The sequence below is a fragment of the Bacillus proteolyticus genome, from assembly GCF_001884065.1.
Lineage (GTDB): Bacteria > Bacillota > Bacilli > Bacillales > Bacillaceae_G > Bacillus_A > Bacillus_A proteolyticus.
Window position 1 is genome coordinate 363,518 of the sequence record NZ_MACH01000116.1, and the last position, 15,491, is coordinate 379,008.

Consider the following 15,491-nt stretch of genomic DNA (forward strand, 5'->3'; position numbering starts at 1 on the left):
ATTGCTCTTGCATATTCAAATTGATCCAAGAAGCAACACTCCGATATGGGAACAAATTGTTCAAAATATAAAAGAGCTCGTATTAAAAAACATGTTAGCTCCACGTGATAAGCTCCCTTCTGTACGCGAGCTCGCTTCTTTACTCGTTATAAATCCAAATACAGTAAGCAAAGCTTATCAAGAATTAGAGCGACAAGGGATTATTGAAACATTACGAGGAAAAGGAACATTTGTATCCCAATCGATTACCCCAACATTAGACGAAAGGAAAATCGCTATGGTTGAAAAGCAGTTTCATCAATTACTATTAGAAGCCTCTTACCTCGGGATTACGAAAGATAAAATTCATGATTGGATAGATTCATACTACAAAGAGATTGGAGGAAATGCAGATGCTGAAAGTGACAAGCTTGAAGAAAACAATTGATAATCAAACGATTTTAGAAGATGTTTCTTTCACATTACAAAAAGGTAGTATCGTCGGATTACTCGGAAGAAACGGTGCGGGAAAAACAACTTTATTACGAACGATGGTCGGTATTTTAGACCCTGATGCAGGGACTGTTACATATGAAGATACAAACATTCATCAATGTCCTGAAATAAAGCAAAAAATCGTATACGTTCCAGATTCTACTAACATACTGAACGGCTATACGATAAAAGAAATTGTAAAGTTTTATAAAGCCGTTTATACAGCATTTGATGAACAGTATTTCTATGAACTGTTAGAACGCTTTAACTTACCAAACAAACGAATTCGTAGTTATTCAAAAGGAATGAAAGCACTGCTCGCCATCATTTTAGCCGTTTCTACAAAGGCCGAATATATCATTTTAGATGAACCGACAAATGGACTTGATCCTATCGTGAAAAGGAAAATTTTACAGTTTCTCGTTGGAGAAGTTGCCGAAAAAGAAATCACCATTTTCATCTCAACTCATCATTTAAATGAAGTAGAACAAATTGCAGATACAATCATTATATTAAAAGAGCACACCGTAGCATCTATTACGTCACTAGACGATGCAAAATCACGATTCGCAAAAATACAAGTAGCTTATGAACGTTCATTACCTCAAAAACTAGAAAACTTAAGCAATATTAAAATATTAAATCAAACAGGAAAAGTATATACAATCTTAATTGAGGGAAATGTGGCTACAACACTGGAGAAGTTTTATAAAGAGCAACCAATTCTCATTGAAGAATTAACAATGTCGCTTGAAGATGTCTTCGTTACGACACTTGAGGAGGATGGGTATGTTTCATAAAGCGTTGTGGATGTGGAATTGGAAGCGCGGGAAATATGCTGTGTTACTATTTTTCTTTAGTTCACTTTATTTTTTATCTTTCGGATACTTTAGAGCAGCCGAGCGACAACTTGCTGAATATCACGATTTGCAAGAAAAGGGAACGTACTATTATTCCTATTCTTTTGGGTTAGGAGAAAGTAATAGCTTTTCGTTAACTGTTCTTATCATTGCTTTAGCTTGTTTATTGATGGGATGGGAACGTAGTAACCAGTCTAATACTTTACTTATGACGATGCCTTTTAAAAGAAAAGATGTCTTCTTATCTAAATGGGCTTTCGGTTCCTTTTGTATTGTAAGCTCGTTACTTATAAATTGGATTCTTATGTATGTTATTTATAGAACAACTATTCATTTTGATTATCAATCATTTGGACCATTTCATCGATACTTTCTTTATGCAATTGTCTCTTATGTTGCAGTATATACAGCTGCATTATGTATCGGTACTTTTACTGGAAGCGTTGTTTCGCAAATCGTTTTTTGTATTCCGTGGCTTCTAATGGGGCTTACATTTATTCCATTAGTGTACACTTTTACAATAAACCATTTACACGCTACAGATACTAGAAATAACAACTTGTATGAACAACTTCATGAAATCAATCAAAAAACAAATATAGTTGCACCAATATATAATTTCACGATTTATTACGATTATGATCCTGAATTACGTAAAAAAGAAAAGGACTCAACTACTTTAAGAGATCCAGCATCTTATCACTATTATTCAGCTAAATCGATGTTAGTCCCTATTTTTTATACAATAGTTAATTTACTACTTGGCGCATATTTATATATACGATCGCCAAATGAAAACACTCAAAAAATATTTATTTTCCAAAAACATTTAAAAATATGGGTATGGGGGACAACCATTTACTTTGCATTACTAGGTGGCTATAAAATAAATCAATTTAATTTCTTACTTAACTACTATATCAGTTTGCTTCTCGCTGGAATCATTACTTATGTTGTACTATCACGTCTAACAAATTATAAAGTTTTTTAAAGGAGGGGGCCTATGTTTCAAAAAGCACTATGGCTAAGAACATATCAACAAAGTAAATATGTTGTGTGGTTGTTTTGGTTCGTTAGCTTCTATACTTTATCATATAAATACTATATGGCTTCTATTCAACAGCTATACTTTCTAAATGACAATAAAAAGTGGAACTATGTATATCACTACCACTTTGATTTAACACTTATAGACCCTGTCCTACTGTTAGGTGGTATACTTATCGTTCTAGCTTGTACATTAATTGGTTGGGAAAGACAAAATAACTCTAGTGACTTGCTATGGTCTATGCCATTTAAACGTTCACACATCTATATAACAAAGTGGTTGTTTGGGATCTGCAACATCGCAGCAATCATCGTATTAAACTGGGGACTATTCGCCATTATGAAAAAAACAACTTTTCATAATAAATATCAAATATTTTCACCATTTCATACTTATTTTCTATACATGTTAATTGTGTTAATCGCTATTTATACGCTTGCATTATGTATAGGAACAATTACTGGGAATATTCTCTCGCAGGGTCTCCTTACTGCAGCTATATTCATGTTTCCATTGTTATTTCCATCCCTTATCTCAGCGGTCATCGCTGTTCACTCGAATACTGACTTTCATGAGGACAATGGTAATATGCATCGTATTATGGAAAACATACGCATTTCGGGTCCAGCAGAAAATTTTCATATTAGATTTGATTATAATCCACAAAATGCTTATACCGATAATGATGGCGTGCGTCATAATGAACCAAACTTTACAGAAATCCCTTCAGTAAAAACATTGATTGGACCTATTGCACATGTCATTATTTTATTACCACTCGGTATATATTTATATGTTCGTTCAGTCAATGAGCGAAATGGTAGTTTCTTACTATATCCAAAGCTTCAAAAGATATTTATGGTCTGCGCTATTTTCTGTATCGGAATTAGCGGCGGTTTAATAATTGGTGGGACCCATTCGTTGCTTAATTTTTACGTTGGTTTGTTCGGAACAAGCATAATTAGCTATTTTCTTCTATCTAAAATATTGAGATTGAAGGTCTCTTGGAATTTCAAATAAAATAACCTCCTCACTAAGAGGCGGTTATTTTATATTCTCTCTCCTATCTCCATACACCATCTCTTCTTTCATCCCAAACCCATCACCATTTTGCACAATTTGATCTGTTGGAGCAACTACACTTTCAGCAATTTTCCATTCCCCGCGCTCTTTCATAAATACTTGCAGAAAATAGTTCATGCCATTTAGCTGATATGCATTTTCTTTTTTCACATTATAGTGCACCGCAATGTAGTACACTTGAATGTTTTCTTTCCCTGCTTTTGATACGTATTGCGATAATCTTGGAATGTACATTGATGCTTTCTTAAATGGTAAGTGCTTCGCTTTAACGAGCGATGAACTTGTTACATTACGTAATGTGTCCTGATTACGAATGTTATCACTATGATGAAATAATACTGCATTTTGCATAGAACGAACCCATAATTTCGAATACAAGACAGTATTATCATTTTCAATATACTTCACTTCTTTTTGCACCACTTGAATAGGGGTATCGGCGTACATGAATGTATTAAAGCAGAAAAAGCTTCCAAGTAAAACGGTAAGTGCCGCAATATATTTCATAATCTTTCCTCCGATCTTTTTAATTAAAGTATCGGAGTTTCAAAATATTTTTATTCAAAAGAAAAAGGATAGGAAAGCTCTTGCTTCCTATCCTCATTTATTATAAGACGCGGCCAAATAGTTCTAAAACCATTTCTATCTCTTGGTCGCTCCAACCTTTAAATCTCTCTTTATAATATTCTTTACGCACAGCTTCAAGTTTTTCAGTTACTTCTCGTCCGTTTTCTGTAATTTCTAAGTATACGATACGACGGTCTGAATTTGATCTCTTTCTTTCAACAAACCCTTTTCGCACGAGACGATCTGTTACAGCTGTAATATGACTGGAGGTTACGTTTACTTCACTCGCAATTTGCGAAGCCATCTGTGGACTTTTTAAAAATAACGCACGTAATACAGAGAATTCATTATATGGCATATGCTCTGAAAAACGTGTATTAATATCATTTTGTAATAAACGTATCATCTTTCGAAATGATGCAGATAAATCTAAAATCAGTGTTTCTCTATTTTCGTTCACTAGCCTCGTCCCTTTTTTATCATATTTATACATATTATAATCTATAAATACCTATGTTGTATATGCTTTCTTCCCTTAACATTCTCATTTATGTAACTTTTTTCATACGATTTTCTTTTTTGTTCACACATATACATGTAAAAAAGGATGGTGAACATAAATGCAAAGTGGAATGAATCCGTATTTACATAATATCCGTACGACAAATACTGGTAAAGAAGCTACTATTACTGTACAAGGAGAAGGCATTATAAAAGCCAAACCAAATGTTGTCATATTAACACTAGGCATTCGAACAGATAGTAAAAATGTAAAACAAGCGCAAGAAGAAAATGCAGTGCAATCGAAACAATTGCTTGATGCACTCAAACAGCTAGGTATTGCCGATAAAGATATAGAAACTATTTCTTATACGATTACCCCTCAATACGAATATGTAAATGATAAAGCCTTACTACAAGGCTACCGTGTGGAGCATTTGTATGAAATTACCGTTTTAAATGTACAAAAAGCAGGGGAAGTATATGATATAGCCGTGACGAATGGTGCAAACGTAGCAAAAGGGTTACGCTTTCGAATATCTCATCCAAATAAATATTATGAGCAAGCTCTCATTCAGGCTCTGCACCAAGCAGTAGAAAAAGCTCGTGCTATTGCGAGTACCTACAATTTAAACATTAATCCCGTTCCCCTCTCACTCGTTGAAGAATCTGCCCAATTGCCACGGGAGGTTGCATCCTATGCTACTTTACATGCACAAGCAGCCCCGCCCATTCAATCTGGAGAACTAGAAATTATTTCAACCATACGAGCCATTTTTACGTATTTATAAATAATTTCGTTTATAAGTAAACGTTATCATTTTCGTTGTTGTAAAAACATGATGTTCTGATATAATAAAGGACGGTGAGCTCTTACAAAAGAGATATCACGGGTGGGAGAGGGATATGAAAAAGAAGGTTTAACATGAAAGGAATACTTGAAAGAACATTTAAATTAGACTTACACCAAACATCACCAAAACAAGAAGTTTTAGCTGGAGTCACGTCATTTTTCACGATCGTTTATATTATGATTGTAAATGCGTCAATCTTATCAGATGCCGGCATTCCTCTTGAAGCTGGAATTTTAGCAACTGTTTTTAGTTCATTTGTCGGATGTCTACTTATGGCATTTTGGGCAAATGCACCTGCTATTCTTGTCCCAGGTATGGGTGTAAATGCATTCTTCACGTACACTGCTGTGCACACGCTCGGTCTAGCTTGGCAAGAAGCATTAGCAGCTGTTTTTATCGCCGGTATTATTTTTGCAATTGCTGCTTTTACACCGATTGCTCGCGTGCTTTCGGTATCGATTCCAAAGTCATTAAAGGAAGCGATCACTGTCGGTATCGGGTTGTTTTTAGCTTTCATCGGCTTGCAAAAAGGTGGTTTAGTCGTTTCGCATCCTAATACTGCTGTTGCAATGGGGAAATTAAGTAGTCCTGTCGTTCTTGCAACACTACTTACTCTTATTGTGGCACTTGTACTATTTGTGCGTAACGTACGTGGAAACTTTTTATGGACGATTGCAATTGGAACTGGTATTGCATGGCTATTTGGCCTTGTTGATACGAGTCAAGTGGGAAATAGTTCATTTTCATTCGCTAATTACGGCGATGTGTTTGGAGCTATGTCATTTGGGAAACTTTCTTCCTTACCATTTTGGATTGCAACATTCTCCTTAAGCATGGTGCTTATTTTTGAGAACATGGGACTACTGCACGGTTTATTAGAAGATGACCGTAAATTCCCACGTGCTTACCAAGCAAATGCAATTTCAGCAATGACATGTGGTCTATTTGGCACAAGCCCTACCGTTTCAACAGTAGAGAGTGCCGCAGGTATTACTGCAGGCGGAAAAACAGGTCTGACGTCTATCGTTACAGGGTTATTATTCTTCGCGTCACTGTTTGCTCTTCCGTTTGTCAAACTAATTCCTGATAGTGCCATTGCACCAATCTTAATTATTATTGGCGGCCTGATGATTACAAGCATTCAACAAATTCCTCTGAACGACTTTTCAGAAGGATTTCCAGCGTTTTTAATTATCGTTATGATTCCGCTCACATATAGTATCGCTGATGGCATTGCGTTCGGATTTATTGCTTATCCTATCTTGAAAGTTGCTATTGGAAAGCGTAAAGAAGTCGCACCGTCCATGTATATCATTACATGCTTATTCTTAGCCATGTTCGTATTACACGCTATTGGCTAGTAAAAAAACACCGAGGAAACCTCGGTGTTTTTTTACTTAAACCAACCCTTTTTATAAAACCAAGCCATCATGCCCCCACCAATTAACGCCATAATTAATAGACAAATAAAGTAACTATACTTCCCGCCAAGCTCTGGCATATGCGAAAAGTTCATGCCGTATACCCCTGCAATAAATGTTAACGGCATGAAAATAGTTGAGAAAACAGTTAATGTTTTCATAATATTGTTCATATGGTGGGAATTCAGTGAAAAGTAACTATCGCGAATATCTGCTGTTAATTCACGGCTTGCTTCAATCATCTCTGTCAGTTTAAGCAAATGATCATGTATATCTTTAAAATAAATTTCATGATCGCTTATACCGTAAAAACGAGTTGAATTTAAAATGCGGTACAATAAATCACGCATCGGAATAATCGTACGCCTTAGTTTAGATAAATCTGTACGAATATCAAATACCTCTTCTAGCACACTTCCTGCTGTCTCACCCGTTAAATTATCATCAATTGCATTTAAATGGTCTTCAATGTAATAAACAGGCGCGAAATAATCATCTACAATTTGGTCAATAATTGTATGTGCTACATGTAAAGGGCTCTTCTTAATACGTTTTTTCTCACCGAGCGTTTTCCATACTCTTTCAATCGCATTATTATGAGAGAAGTGGAAAGAGACTATATATCGATCACTAACAAATAAATCGATTTCATGCGGTTCTAATCCGTCTTCTCCGAATGCATGGAGAACTAAAAAGTTATATCCATCATAAAAATCTACCTTTGGTCTCTGTACATACTCTACACAATCTTCAATCGCAAGGGGATGGAACTTGAAGTGATCTTGTAAAATATATGTATACTCCTCTTTCGTCGGCTTATATAAATCAAGCCAATACCATACGATGTTTTCTTTTTTCGTGTCTTCCAGCGAAACATCATATAAAACTTCATTTTTTTTCGTTATTGCACAAATTCTAATCATAATTTCACCCATTATTATTATAAACAAAAAATAGTAAAAAAAGCCAAGGAGAAATACTCCTTGGCTCTTCTTTATTATTTAGTAACGATGCCGTGCACTAGTGTCGGCGCATCTACATGGTCTTTAGCGATTTTCATGTTCTCATAAATTTTCGCTTTTACATCTTCAACATTTTCGCGGTTTGCGTAAATTGTAACAAGAGAGTCCCCTTTTTTCACGCTATCGCCTACTTTTTTGCGAAGCATTAGACCAACTGCTAAATCAATTTCAGACTCTTTCGTTGCACGCCCTGCTCCTAAAAGCATTGCTGCTGTTCCGATTTCATCTGCAACGATTTCCGATACGTAACCGTCTTCTTTCGCTTCCACTTCAATTTTAAATTGTGCTTGTGGCAATTTAGAAGGATCATCAACAACAGATGCATCGCCGCCTTGCGCTGATAAGAACGTTTTAAATGATTCTAGCGCTTTACCATTGTTCATTACTTCAATTAACTTTTCACGCGCATCTTCTAAAGATGAAGCTTGTCCAGCAAGGTACACCATCTGACTGCCAAGCGTTAAACATAACTCTTCTAAATCTTTCGGTCCTTTACCTTGTAATGTATCAATTGCTTCTTGTACTTCTAATGCGTTACCAATTGCTTCACCAAGCGGCTGACTCATATCAGAAATAACCGCCATCGTATTACGACCAACGTTATTACCGATGCGTACCATTGCTTCAGCTAAACGTTTTGCATCTTCATCCGTTTTCATAAATGCTCCTGCTCCAGTTTTTACATCAAGAACAATTGCATCTGCACCAGCAGCAATTTTTTTACTCATAATCGAGCTTGCAATAAGCGGAATTGAGTTTACTGTTGCCGTTACATCACGAAGTGCATATAACTTTTTATCAGCAGGTGTTAAGTTTCCACTTTGGCCGATAACAGCAATTTTATTTTCATTTACAAGACGCATGAATTCATCATTTTCAATTTCCACATGGAATCCTGGAACTGCTTCTAATTTATCAATTGTACCACCAGTATGTCCTAAACCACGTCCAGACATTTTCGCTACTGGTACACCTAAAGCAGCTACTAGTGGACCTAATACAAGTGTCGTTGTATCACCAACACCACCTGTTGAATGCTTATCTACTTTTACCCCTTCGATGGCTGATAAATCAATTGTATCACCGCTATTTACCATTGCCATCGTTAAATCTGCACGTTCTTGATCATTCATATCTTGGAAGAAAATTGCCATTGCAAGTGAACTTACTTGATAATCAGGAATATCACCATTTGTATATCCTTCAATAATAAAGTTAATTTCTTCTGTCGTTAATGCTTGTCCATCACGTTTTTTTGCAATTAGGTCCACCATTCTCATTGTGAAGTCACCCCTTCATTTGTTTTACGATTGCTTTTACTAATGCTAAGAAGTTAGCTTTAACACGTTCTGTCGTTTCAATTACTTCATCATGGTGAAGTGGCTGATCTAAAATACCAGCTGCCATATTTGAAATACAAGAAATACCAAGTACTTTCATACCAGCATGACGAGCTACAATTACTTCCGGTACTGTTGACATACCAACTGCATCTCCGCCAAGTGTACGAAGCATACGAATTTCAGCAGGTGTTTCATATACAGGACCTGTCATTCCAACATATACACCTTCTTGTACTTTAATGTTTAAGTCTGCTGCAACTTGTTTCGCCATTTCGCGAAGTTCTGTCGTATAAGATGTAGACATATCAGGGAAACGTACACCCATTTCAGAATCATTTGGTCCAATTAATGGATTCGTACCCATGAAGTTAATGTGGTCTGAAATTAACATAAGATCGCCTGGTTCAAATGATGTATTTACACCACCAGCTGCGTTCGTTACAACAACAGTTTCTACACCTAGTTCTTTCATAACACGAACTGGAAATGTTACTTTTTGCATGTCATATCCTTCGTAGAAATGGAAACGTCCTTGCATTGCTACTACAGGTACACCTTGAAGTGTACCGAATACTAGTTGACCTGCATGTCCTTCTACAGTTGATACTGGGAATTCAGGAATTTCGCTGTAAGGCACTGTTACCGCATTTTCGATTTCATCTGCTAATACACCTAGTCCAGATCCAAGGATTAGTCCTACTTGTGGTGTTTCTTGAAATTTCTCTTTTAAGTATGAAGCTGATTTTGTAATAAGTTCACGATTCATTTGTTTATCCCCCTATTTCTTTAGCTCGTTTAAGAAGCTTGTTCCGTATTCTGGCATTTTCACACCGAAGTTTTCTGCTACAGTTGCACCAATATCAGCAAATGTTTGACGAAGTGCTAATTCTTGTCCGCCTTCTTTCATGCTTGGGCTATATGCTAATAACGGTACATATTCACGTGTATGATCAGTACCAGGATGTACTGGATCATTACCATGGTCTGCTGTAATTAATAATAAATCATCTTCTTTAAGTTTTTCGAATACTTCTGGAAGACGTGCATCATACTCTTGCAGAGCTTCTCCATATCCTTGTGGATCACGACGGTGACCGAATAATGCATCAAAGTCAACTAAGTTTAAGAAGCTAAGACCTGTAAAGTCCATGTTTAATGTATCTACAAGCTTATCCATTCCATCCATGTTAGACTTCGTACGAAGTGATTCCGTTACCCCTTCGCCATCATAAATATCAGAAATTTTACCGATAGCAATTACATCGTAGTCACTATCTTTTAATTCATTCATTACCGTGCGACCAAATGGTTTTAATGCATAGTCATGACGATTTGGTGTACGTGTGAATTTCCCTGGTTCTCCAACGAATGGACGAGCGATAACACGTCCTACCATGTACTTCTCATCTAACGTTAGTTCACGGGCAATTTTACAAATTTTATATAACTCATCAAGTGGCACTACTTCTTCGTGTGCTGCAATTTGTAATACGCTATCAGCAGACGTGTAAACGATTAAAGAGCCTGTTTCCATTTGCTCTTGACCAAGCTCATCAAGAATTTCTGTTCCAGAAGCTGGCTTATTACCGATAATTTTACGGCCTGTTTTTTCTTCTAATTCATCAAGTAATTCTTTTGGGAATCCTTCAGGGAATACTTGGAATGGTGTATCAATGTAAAGGCCCATAATTTCCCAGTGACCTGTCATTGTATCTTTACCGGTAGATTTCTCTTGCATTTTTGTATAATATCCAAGCGGTTTCTCTACTTTAGAGATCCCTTTCATTTCACGAATATTACCAAGACCTAATTTCACCATGTTTGGCATGTTTAATCCATTCATATGTTCAGCGATATGACCAATTGTATCAGAACCTAAATCACCAAACTGCTCAGCATCAGGTGCCTCACCGATTCCCACAGAGTCCATCACGACTAGGAAAATACGTTTATATTTATTCATAACTGCAACCTCCTATATGTTCAGTTCTACTTCTTGTAGTATGTTCAAAACGCTATAAAGTGAAACTGTTATCAATGGGAATTATCTTTCGTCCTCATTATTAAACAGTACTGCTTTAAATCATTCTCTAACTTTTTCGTTTTACTTTCAAACGAATCAAAAAAATTTCTAATTTTTTCTAAGTCAGATGTCAGACATCTGATATTGATATCATAACATGTTTACGCTTTCTTTTTAATACATTTTCGTAGAATTTCTTATTTTATTCACACTTCTATTGTAATCCATTCTGCGAAGAAGTGCTAATTATTTTATAACATATTTCCTAATATAAAAATAAAAAGCAGCTCTAAAGAGCTGCTTTTTATTTTACTTCTACTGTTTCTTCTTTGTGTTCATGTAATTCGCCTTTTCTTACATGAACTTTCACTTTGTAAGCACCATTCTCTTTGAAAGTATGCTTACTTTCATATTCGCCTTTATTCCCCTCTTTTGCTGGAATAAATTCATGCTTTTCAACGCCGTCTTTCCAAATTTCAAGTTGTACTTCAGCACCAGTTAGTGCCTCTTCTTTTTGTTTTAAATGAACTTTCATTGTTGACTCAGCATTTGCTTTAATATCACCAGCCATAAGGTGTATCATCGTATCACTTTTATGGTCTCCATGGCCTTCTTCTTTTTTCGCATCTTCAACTTTTGCATTTCCCACAGCCACTTTTACTTCCGGCATAACATGCATTTCACGTGCATTTGTATGAGCAATAATATGATATACTCCATCAGTTTCGAATGTTTTCTCTACAGCATAAACACCTTTTCCTTTATGCTTACCGTCTAACATCTCGTGTTTTTCGTCGCCTGTTTTCCAAATTTCAAACTTTACATCATCAGCATCCGTTACTTTTTCTTTTCCTTGTGTAACAAGTGCTTGTACTTCTGTTTTTTCACCAGGTTTAATTTCCTTCGGATTCGTTTGAACTGCTACTTTTACAGCTTCAAGTTTCTGTTCTTTTTTCGGTTCTTCTTTGTTTGTATTACAGCCAGCTAAAGCTAGCATCGCGATAAATAACGTCATAATAAGTTTTTTCATCATCATTTCCTCCTTCATACTTTCTTTAGTATAGAGGAAAAACATTGTAATATTCCAGTCTTCTGCTGAAAACAATATACGAAATGTTTGTGAAGTTTCTGTGAAACGATTTACTCTTCTTAATCTATGAAAAAAGAGCATAATAACTATGCTCTCGGATGAAACTGTTTATATACATCTTTTAATCTAGCTTTTGAAACATGCGTATAAATTTGCGTCGTTGAAATATCTGCATGTCCAAGCATTTCTTGCACGGCACGTAAGTCTGCCCCATTTTCTAATAAATGCGTAGCAAACGAGTGACGCAACGTATGCGGTGTAAGCTCTTTTTCAATATTTGCTTCTTTCGCTAATCGCTTTAAAATTTTCCAAAACCCTTGTCTTGATAATCGATTACCATGATGGTTTAAAAAGAGTGCATCTACTGCTTTTTTCCCCATCAGTTCTCTTCTTCCTTTTTCAATATACTTTTGAATTGCTTCCGTTGCTAAGCTTCCTAATGGAATAATTCTTTCTTTATTCCCTTTCCCTATGCAGCGGACAAATCCCATAGTCAAGTGTACATCTTCTAAATTTAATGCAATTAATTCTGAAACACGAAGTCCTGTTGCATACAATAACTCCAACATTGCCTTATCACGAATCCCAAAAGCGCTCACCGCTTTCGGAGTCTGAAGTAATGCTTCTACTTCGTCAATCGATAATACTTTTGGTAATTTCCGTTCCCCTTGCGGCGTTTCAATATGTACCGATGGGTCATGCTCCACCGCTCGTTCACGAAGTAAAAATTGGTGAAACGAACGAATCGATGCAATATGACGTGCCAATGTTTTTGAAGATTTTCCGTTTTCTTTTAAATACTGCAAAAAGTTAACAATGTGTATGCGCGTCACTTCATGAAATGTCTTCGTCTGTTCTACATTTTGCAAATACTTCACATAGCTTTTCAAATCACGTTCATAAGATACAACTGTATTTTTCGCTAACCCTTTTTCAACAATCATATAATGAATAAAATCTTTTAATTGATCTTCCAATATACACTACTCCCCATTTTCATAGAAAAACATCATTCTATTTACGAAAGCATCCTTTGCCGGCTCCTCATTCCCTGATACTTTTTCTACAGTCTCTTCTTTTGGCTTTTCATAACGATGGTAACTTTCATATTCTTCATTTATCCATAGTATAGCGAAATAAAACAAAATCGTACAACTCGTAAATAATAAAAATACTTTCATCCCATCAAAAGTTAATTTTAAAGCTCGGCGCATTGTAAATTCCTCCAAAATATAAGTTATTACAACATATGCCAAGCTTTCACCAATTTATACCTTATTCAAATAAAAAACCTCTTCCTAGTTAAATAGGAAAAGGTTATTTTTCATCCGTTTCATTTTCTTGACAATTTTTACAAATCCCATGGAATGTTAAACGATGATCTTTCACCTTAAAGCTCCAGTCTCGTTCTACTTTATTCTCCACTTCACCAAGTAAATCTTCTTGTATTTCTTGTACAGCACCGCATTGTGTACAGATTAAATGATGGTGGAAACGCTGTGCACCTTCCTGGCGTAAGTCATAGCGCGAAACACCGTCTCCGAAGTTAATCTTATCGACAACTTTTAACTCAGACAATAACTCTAGAGTTCGATAGACGGTTGCTAATCCGATCTCTGGCGACTTTTCTTTTACAAGGAGGTATACATCTTCTGCGCTTAAATGATCTTCTTCATTCTCTAGCAGCACACGAACTGTTGCTTCACGTTGTGGTGTCAATTTATAGCTCGCTGCATGTAATTGCTTCTTAATTCGTTCAATTCTTTCTTCCATTCGGTACTACTCCCTCCTCGCCACTCTTACACCATTATATCAGAAGAAGGGCTTCTGTCAAAAGAAAAACAATAAAAACAAATTGATAATTATTCTCAAAAAGTATTTATTGTTTGTTAATAGCCTCCACGACTTCTTTCATTAAAACTGGTGATGCATATGCCTCAACACTAGAAGCAAGAGCTAACACCGCTCCGATCACTAGAAAGAAACATGTATAACGAATTAATAATGGTAATAGTGGCTCGGTTATTTTCCTAATAAACTGATGCCTAATCATGCGTAAGGAAAAGCTTGCAGCAATTGTTGTCATAATGAGAAATACAGGAATTATAATTAAATTTTGCGGCAATACAGACACAAACGCTAACAATAATCCATTCCATCCGTGCTGACTTACTAAAAAACCTACTGTAAATCCAACAACTACTCCTTTTAAAAATAATAAGATGAAAATGAGTGGTAACCCAATAATCGAAATCCCCAAAATCCAAATAAAGCCGATGTATTTTAATTGCGAAAAGTAACTTTCTCGAAACATTTCGCCCGCGATTGCAAATTCTCCTTTAGAAACTTGTCCAAAAAAACGTTGTAAATAAAATGATAAATCTTGCTTTTGGTTTATTTGTAAACTATTCACAAGAATCGCTCCAAATATTACCCCCATCAATAATAAAACAGCATTAAATATATATAATGAAGAGTTTTCCTGTATGTGAGACATTACACGGTCTTGCCAAGTTTTTCGCCACATTTTCCTTCCCTCCGTTCACACTCTTACTAAAAATGTATGAAAGAAAGAAAAAAAGTATGACGAATTAACATTGAAATTCCGCTCTACTTTGCTAAACTAAATAGTAGAGAATAGGAGGGATTTCTCTTGAAACCATTATTATTAGATTTTCCAACGTTATTTCAAACTGAGCGACTGCAAGTACGTAAGCCGTTTCCGGGTGACGGTACAGAAGTATATGAAGCAATCCAAGCTTCTCTAGAAGACTTATTACCGTGGATGCCAATTACAGCCGAAACAGAAGAGAGTGCGGAAGAAATTGTTCGCGAAGCTCACGGACAGTTTTTACTTCGTGAAACACTTGATTTTCACTTATACGATAAAGTATCTGGTACATTCATCGGAGCTATTACTCTTAAGCCTGAAAACTGGGACATTCCAAAGTTTTCACTTCACTTCTGGTTACATAGCGCCTATACAAAACAAGGCTACATGACAGAAGCTGTTAAAGGTGCGATTCAATTCGCTTTTGATAAGCTAAGTGCTAGAAGAATTGAAATTCGTACTGATGCAACAAACGTGAACGCATGTAACTTAGCAGAACGTCTAGAATTTATTTTAGAAGGTACTATGGAAAATGATTTCCTAGCACCAGATGGTAGCTTACGCGATGCACGTGTATATGCAAAAATTAATTAA

The 15,491-nt window shown here is 35.9% G+C and carries 18 protein-coding genes; 7 read left to right on the plus strand and 11 right to left on the minus strand.

Annotated features, from left to right (window positions below; all coding sequences use genetic code 11):
• Positions 1-7 precede the first annotated feature (7 nt).
• Genes BAQ49_RS21425 through BAQ49_RS21440 form a run of 4 tightly spaced genes read left to right on the plus strand, consistent with a single transcriptional unit; the run spans position 8 to position 3,402 of the window.
• Positions 8-427: a GntR family transcriptional regulator gene (locus tag BAQ49_RS21425; RefSeq protein ID WP_071746964.1), complete on the plus strand. Its 420-nt coding sequence runs from the start codon at positions 8-10 to the stop codon at positions 425-427.
• Positions 393-1,274, plus strand: a complete 882-nt coding sequence (locus tag BAQ49_RS21430) for an ABC transporter ATP-binding protein (RefSeq protein ID WP_071746965.1) — start codon at positions 393-395, stop codon at positions 1,272-1,274. The genes BAQ49_RS21425 and BAQ49_RS21430 overlap by 35 nt, the downstream gene beginning before the upstream one ends.
• On the plus strand, positions 1,264-2,325 hold the full coding sequence (locus BAQ49_RS21435) for an ABC transporter permease (protein WP_071746966.1): 1,062 nt from the start codon (positions 1,264-1,266) through the stop codon (positions 2,323-2,325). Before BAQ49_RS21430 ends, BAQ49_RS21435 begins: the two co-directional genes overlap by 11 nt.
• Before the next feature lie 12 nt (positions 2,326-2,337).
• Positions 2,338-3,402, plus strand: a complete 1,065-nt coding sequence (locus BAQ49_RS21440; RefSeq protein ID WP_071746967.1) for an ABC transporter permease subunit — start codon at positions 2,338-2,340, stop codon at positions 3,400-3,402.
• A gap of 24 nt (positions 3,403-3,426) precedes the next feature.
• On the opposite strand, the gene BAQ49_RS21445 is transcribed toward BAQ49_RS21440, so the two are convergent.
• Both BAQ49_RS21445 and BAQ49_RS21450 read right to left on the minus strand, forming a co-directional pair.
• Entirely contained in the window at positions 3,427-3,972 is a 546-nt protein-coding gene (locus BAQ49_RS21445) for a hypothetical protein (protein WP_071746968.1), read from the minus strand.
• Positions 3,973-4,072: 100 nt separating this feature from the next.
• A complete protein-coding gene (locus tag BAQ49_RS21450; protein WP_001004995.1) occupies positions 4,073-4,492 on the minus strand; it encodes a MarR family winged helix-turn-helix transcriptional regulator in 420 nt (139 codons plus the stop codon).
• Between the two features lie 160 nt (positions 4,493-4,652).
• On the opposite strand from BAQ49_RS21450, the gene BAQ49_RS21455 reads away from it, so the two are divergent.
• On the plus strand, positions 4,653-5,324 hold the full coding sequence (locus tag BAQ49_RS21455; RefSeq protein ID WP_071746969.1) for an SIMPL domain-containing protein: 672 nt from the start codon (positions 4,653-4,655) through the stop codon (positions 5,322-5,324).
• Positions 5,325-5,458: 134 nt separating this feature from the next.
• Positions 5,459-6,748, plus strand: coding sequence for an NCS2 family permease (locus BAQ49_RS21460; protein ID WP_071746970.1), 1,290 nt, complete (start codon positions 5,459-5,461; stop codon positions 6,746-6,748).
• Positions 6,749-6,780: 32 nt separating this feature from the next.
• On the opposite strand, the gene corA is transcribed toward BAQ49_RS21460, so the two are convergent.
• The 9 genes from corA to spoIIM all read right to left on the minus strand — a co-directional run bounded on the left by corA (position 6,781) and on the right by spoIIM (position 14,813).
• Positions 6,781-7,743, minus strand: a complete 963-nt coding sequence (corA, locus tag BAQ49_RS21465; protein WP_071747015.1) for a magnesium/cobalt transporter CorA — start codon at positions 7,741-7,743, stop codon at positions 6,781-6,783.
• Between the two features lie 62 nt (positions 7,744-7,805).
• The gene (locus BAQ49_RS21470; protein WP_071746971.1) at positions 7,806-9,110 is read right to left on the minus strand and encodes a pyrimidine-nucleoside phosphorylase; all 1,305 of its coding nucleotides are present in this window, start codon (positions 9,108-9,110) and stop codon (positions 7,806-7,808) included.
• A gap of 7 nt (positions 9,111-9,117) precedes the next feature.
• Positions 9,118-9,939 (minus strand): purine-nucleoside phosphorylase, encoded by an 822-nt coding sequence (locus BAQ49_RS21475; protein WP_071746972.1) that lies wholly within the window; start codon positions 9,937-9,939, stop codon positions 9,118-9,120.
• Positions 9,940-9,951: 12 nt separating this feature from the next.
• Positions 9,952-11,136, minus strand: coding sequence for a phosphopentomutase (gene deoB / locus BAQ49_RS21480; RefSeq protein WP_071746973.1), 1,185 nt, complete (start codon positions 11,134-11,136; stop codon positions 9,952-9,954).
• Between the two features lie 364 nt (positions 11,137-11,500).
• Complete coding sequence (locus BAQ49_RS21485; RefSeq protein ID WP_071747016.1) at positions 11,501-12,229, minus strand: FixH family protein; 729 nt, start codon at positions 12,227-12,229, stop codon at positions 11,501-11,503.
• A 143-nt stretch (positions 12,230-12,372) separates the two neighbouring features.
• Entirely contained in the window at positions 12,373-13,263 is an 891-nt protein-coding gene (gene xerD, locus BAQ49_RS21490; protein ID WP_000390077.1) for a site-specific tyrosine recombinase XerD, read from the minus strand.
• A 6-nt stretch (positions 13,264-13,269) separates the two neighbouring features.
• Positions 13,270-13,500, minus strand: coding sequence for a YqzK family protein (locus BAQ49_RS21495; protein ID WP_001250436.1), 231 nt, complete (start codon positions 13,498-13,500; stop codon positions 13,270-13,272).
• Positions 13,501-13,603: 103 nt separating this feature from the next.
• Complete coding sequence (fur, locus tag BAQ49_RS21500) at positions 13,604-14,059, minus strand: ferric iron uptake transcriptional regulator (protein WP_000392654.1); 456 nt, start codon at positions 14,057-14,059, stop codon at positions 13,604-13,606.
• A gap of 106 nt (positions 14,060-14,165) precedes the next feature.
• Positions 14,166-14,813, minus strand: coding sequence for a stage II sporulation protein M (spoIIM, locus tag BAQ49_RS21505; protein WP_000269098.1), 648 nt, complete (start codon positions 14,811-14,813; stop codon positions 14,166-14,168).
• Between the two features lie 126 nt (positions 14,814-14,939).
• Here spoIIM and BAQ49_RS21510 point away from each other — a divergent pair, with 126 nt between their 5' ends.
• On the plus strand, positions 14,940-15,491 hold the full coding sequence (locus BAQ49_RS21510) for a GNAT family N-acetyltransferase (protein WP_071746974.1): 552 nt from the start codon (positions 14,940-14,942) through the stop codon (positions 15,489-15,491).

Bases quoted from the DNA above. Each gene is read 5' to 3' on its own strand.
- BAQ49_RS21430 (WP_071746965.1), top strand. From the start codon at position 393: ATGCTGAAAGTGACAAGCTTGAAGAAAACAATTGATAATCAAACGATT.
- BAQ49_RS21435 (WP_071746966.1), top strand. From the start codon at position 1,264: ATGTTTCATAAAGCGTTGTGGATGTGGAATTGGAAGCGCGGGAAATAT.
- BAQ49_RS21440 (WP_071746967.1), top strand. From the start codon at position 2,338: ATGTTTCAAAAAGCACTATGGCTAAGAACATATCAACAAAGTAAATAT.
- BAQ49_RS21445 (WP_071746968.1), bottom strand. From the start codon at position 3,972: ATGAAATATATTGCGGCACTTACCGTTTTACTTGGAAGCTTTTTCTGC.
- BAQ49_RS21455 (WP_071746969.1), top strand. From the start codon at position 4,653: ATGCAAAGTGGAATGAATCCGTATTTACATAATATCCGTACGACAAAT.
- BAQ49_RS21460 (WP_071746970.1), top strand. From the start codon at position 5,459: ATGAAAGGAATACTTGAAAGAACATTTAAATTAGACTTACACCAAACA.
- corA (WP_071747015.1), bottom strand. From the start codon at position 7,743: ATGGGTGAAATTATGATTAGAATTTGTGCAATAACGAAAAAAAATGAA.
- BAQ49_RS21470 (WP_071746971.1), bottom strand. From the start codon at position 9,110: ATGAGAATGGTGGACCTAATTGCAAAAAAACGTGATGGACAAGCATTA.
- BAQ49_RS21475 (WP_071746972.1), bottom strand. From the start codon at position 9,939: ATGAATCGTGAACTTATTACAAAATCAGCTTCATACTTAAAAGAGAAA.
- deoB (WP_071746973.1), bottom strand. From the start codon at position 11,136: ATGAATAAATATAAACGTATTTTCCTAGTCGTGATGGACTCTGTGGGA.
- BAQ49_RS21485 (WP_071747016.1), bottom strand. From the start codon at position 12,229: ATGATGAAAAAACTTATTATGACGTTATTTATCGCGATGCTAGCTTTA.
- BAQ49_RS21495 (WP_001250436.1), bottom strand. From the start codon at position 13,500: ATGCGCCGAGCTTTAAAATTAACTTTTGATGGGATGAAAGTATTTTTA.
- fur (WP_000392654.1), bottom strand. From the start codon at position 14,059: ATGGAAGAAAGAATTGAACGAATTAAGAAGCAATTACATGCAGCGAGC.
- spoIIM (WP_000269098.1), bottom strand. From the start codon at position 14,813: ATGTGGCGAAAAACTTGGCAAGACCGTGTAATGTCTCACATACAGGAA.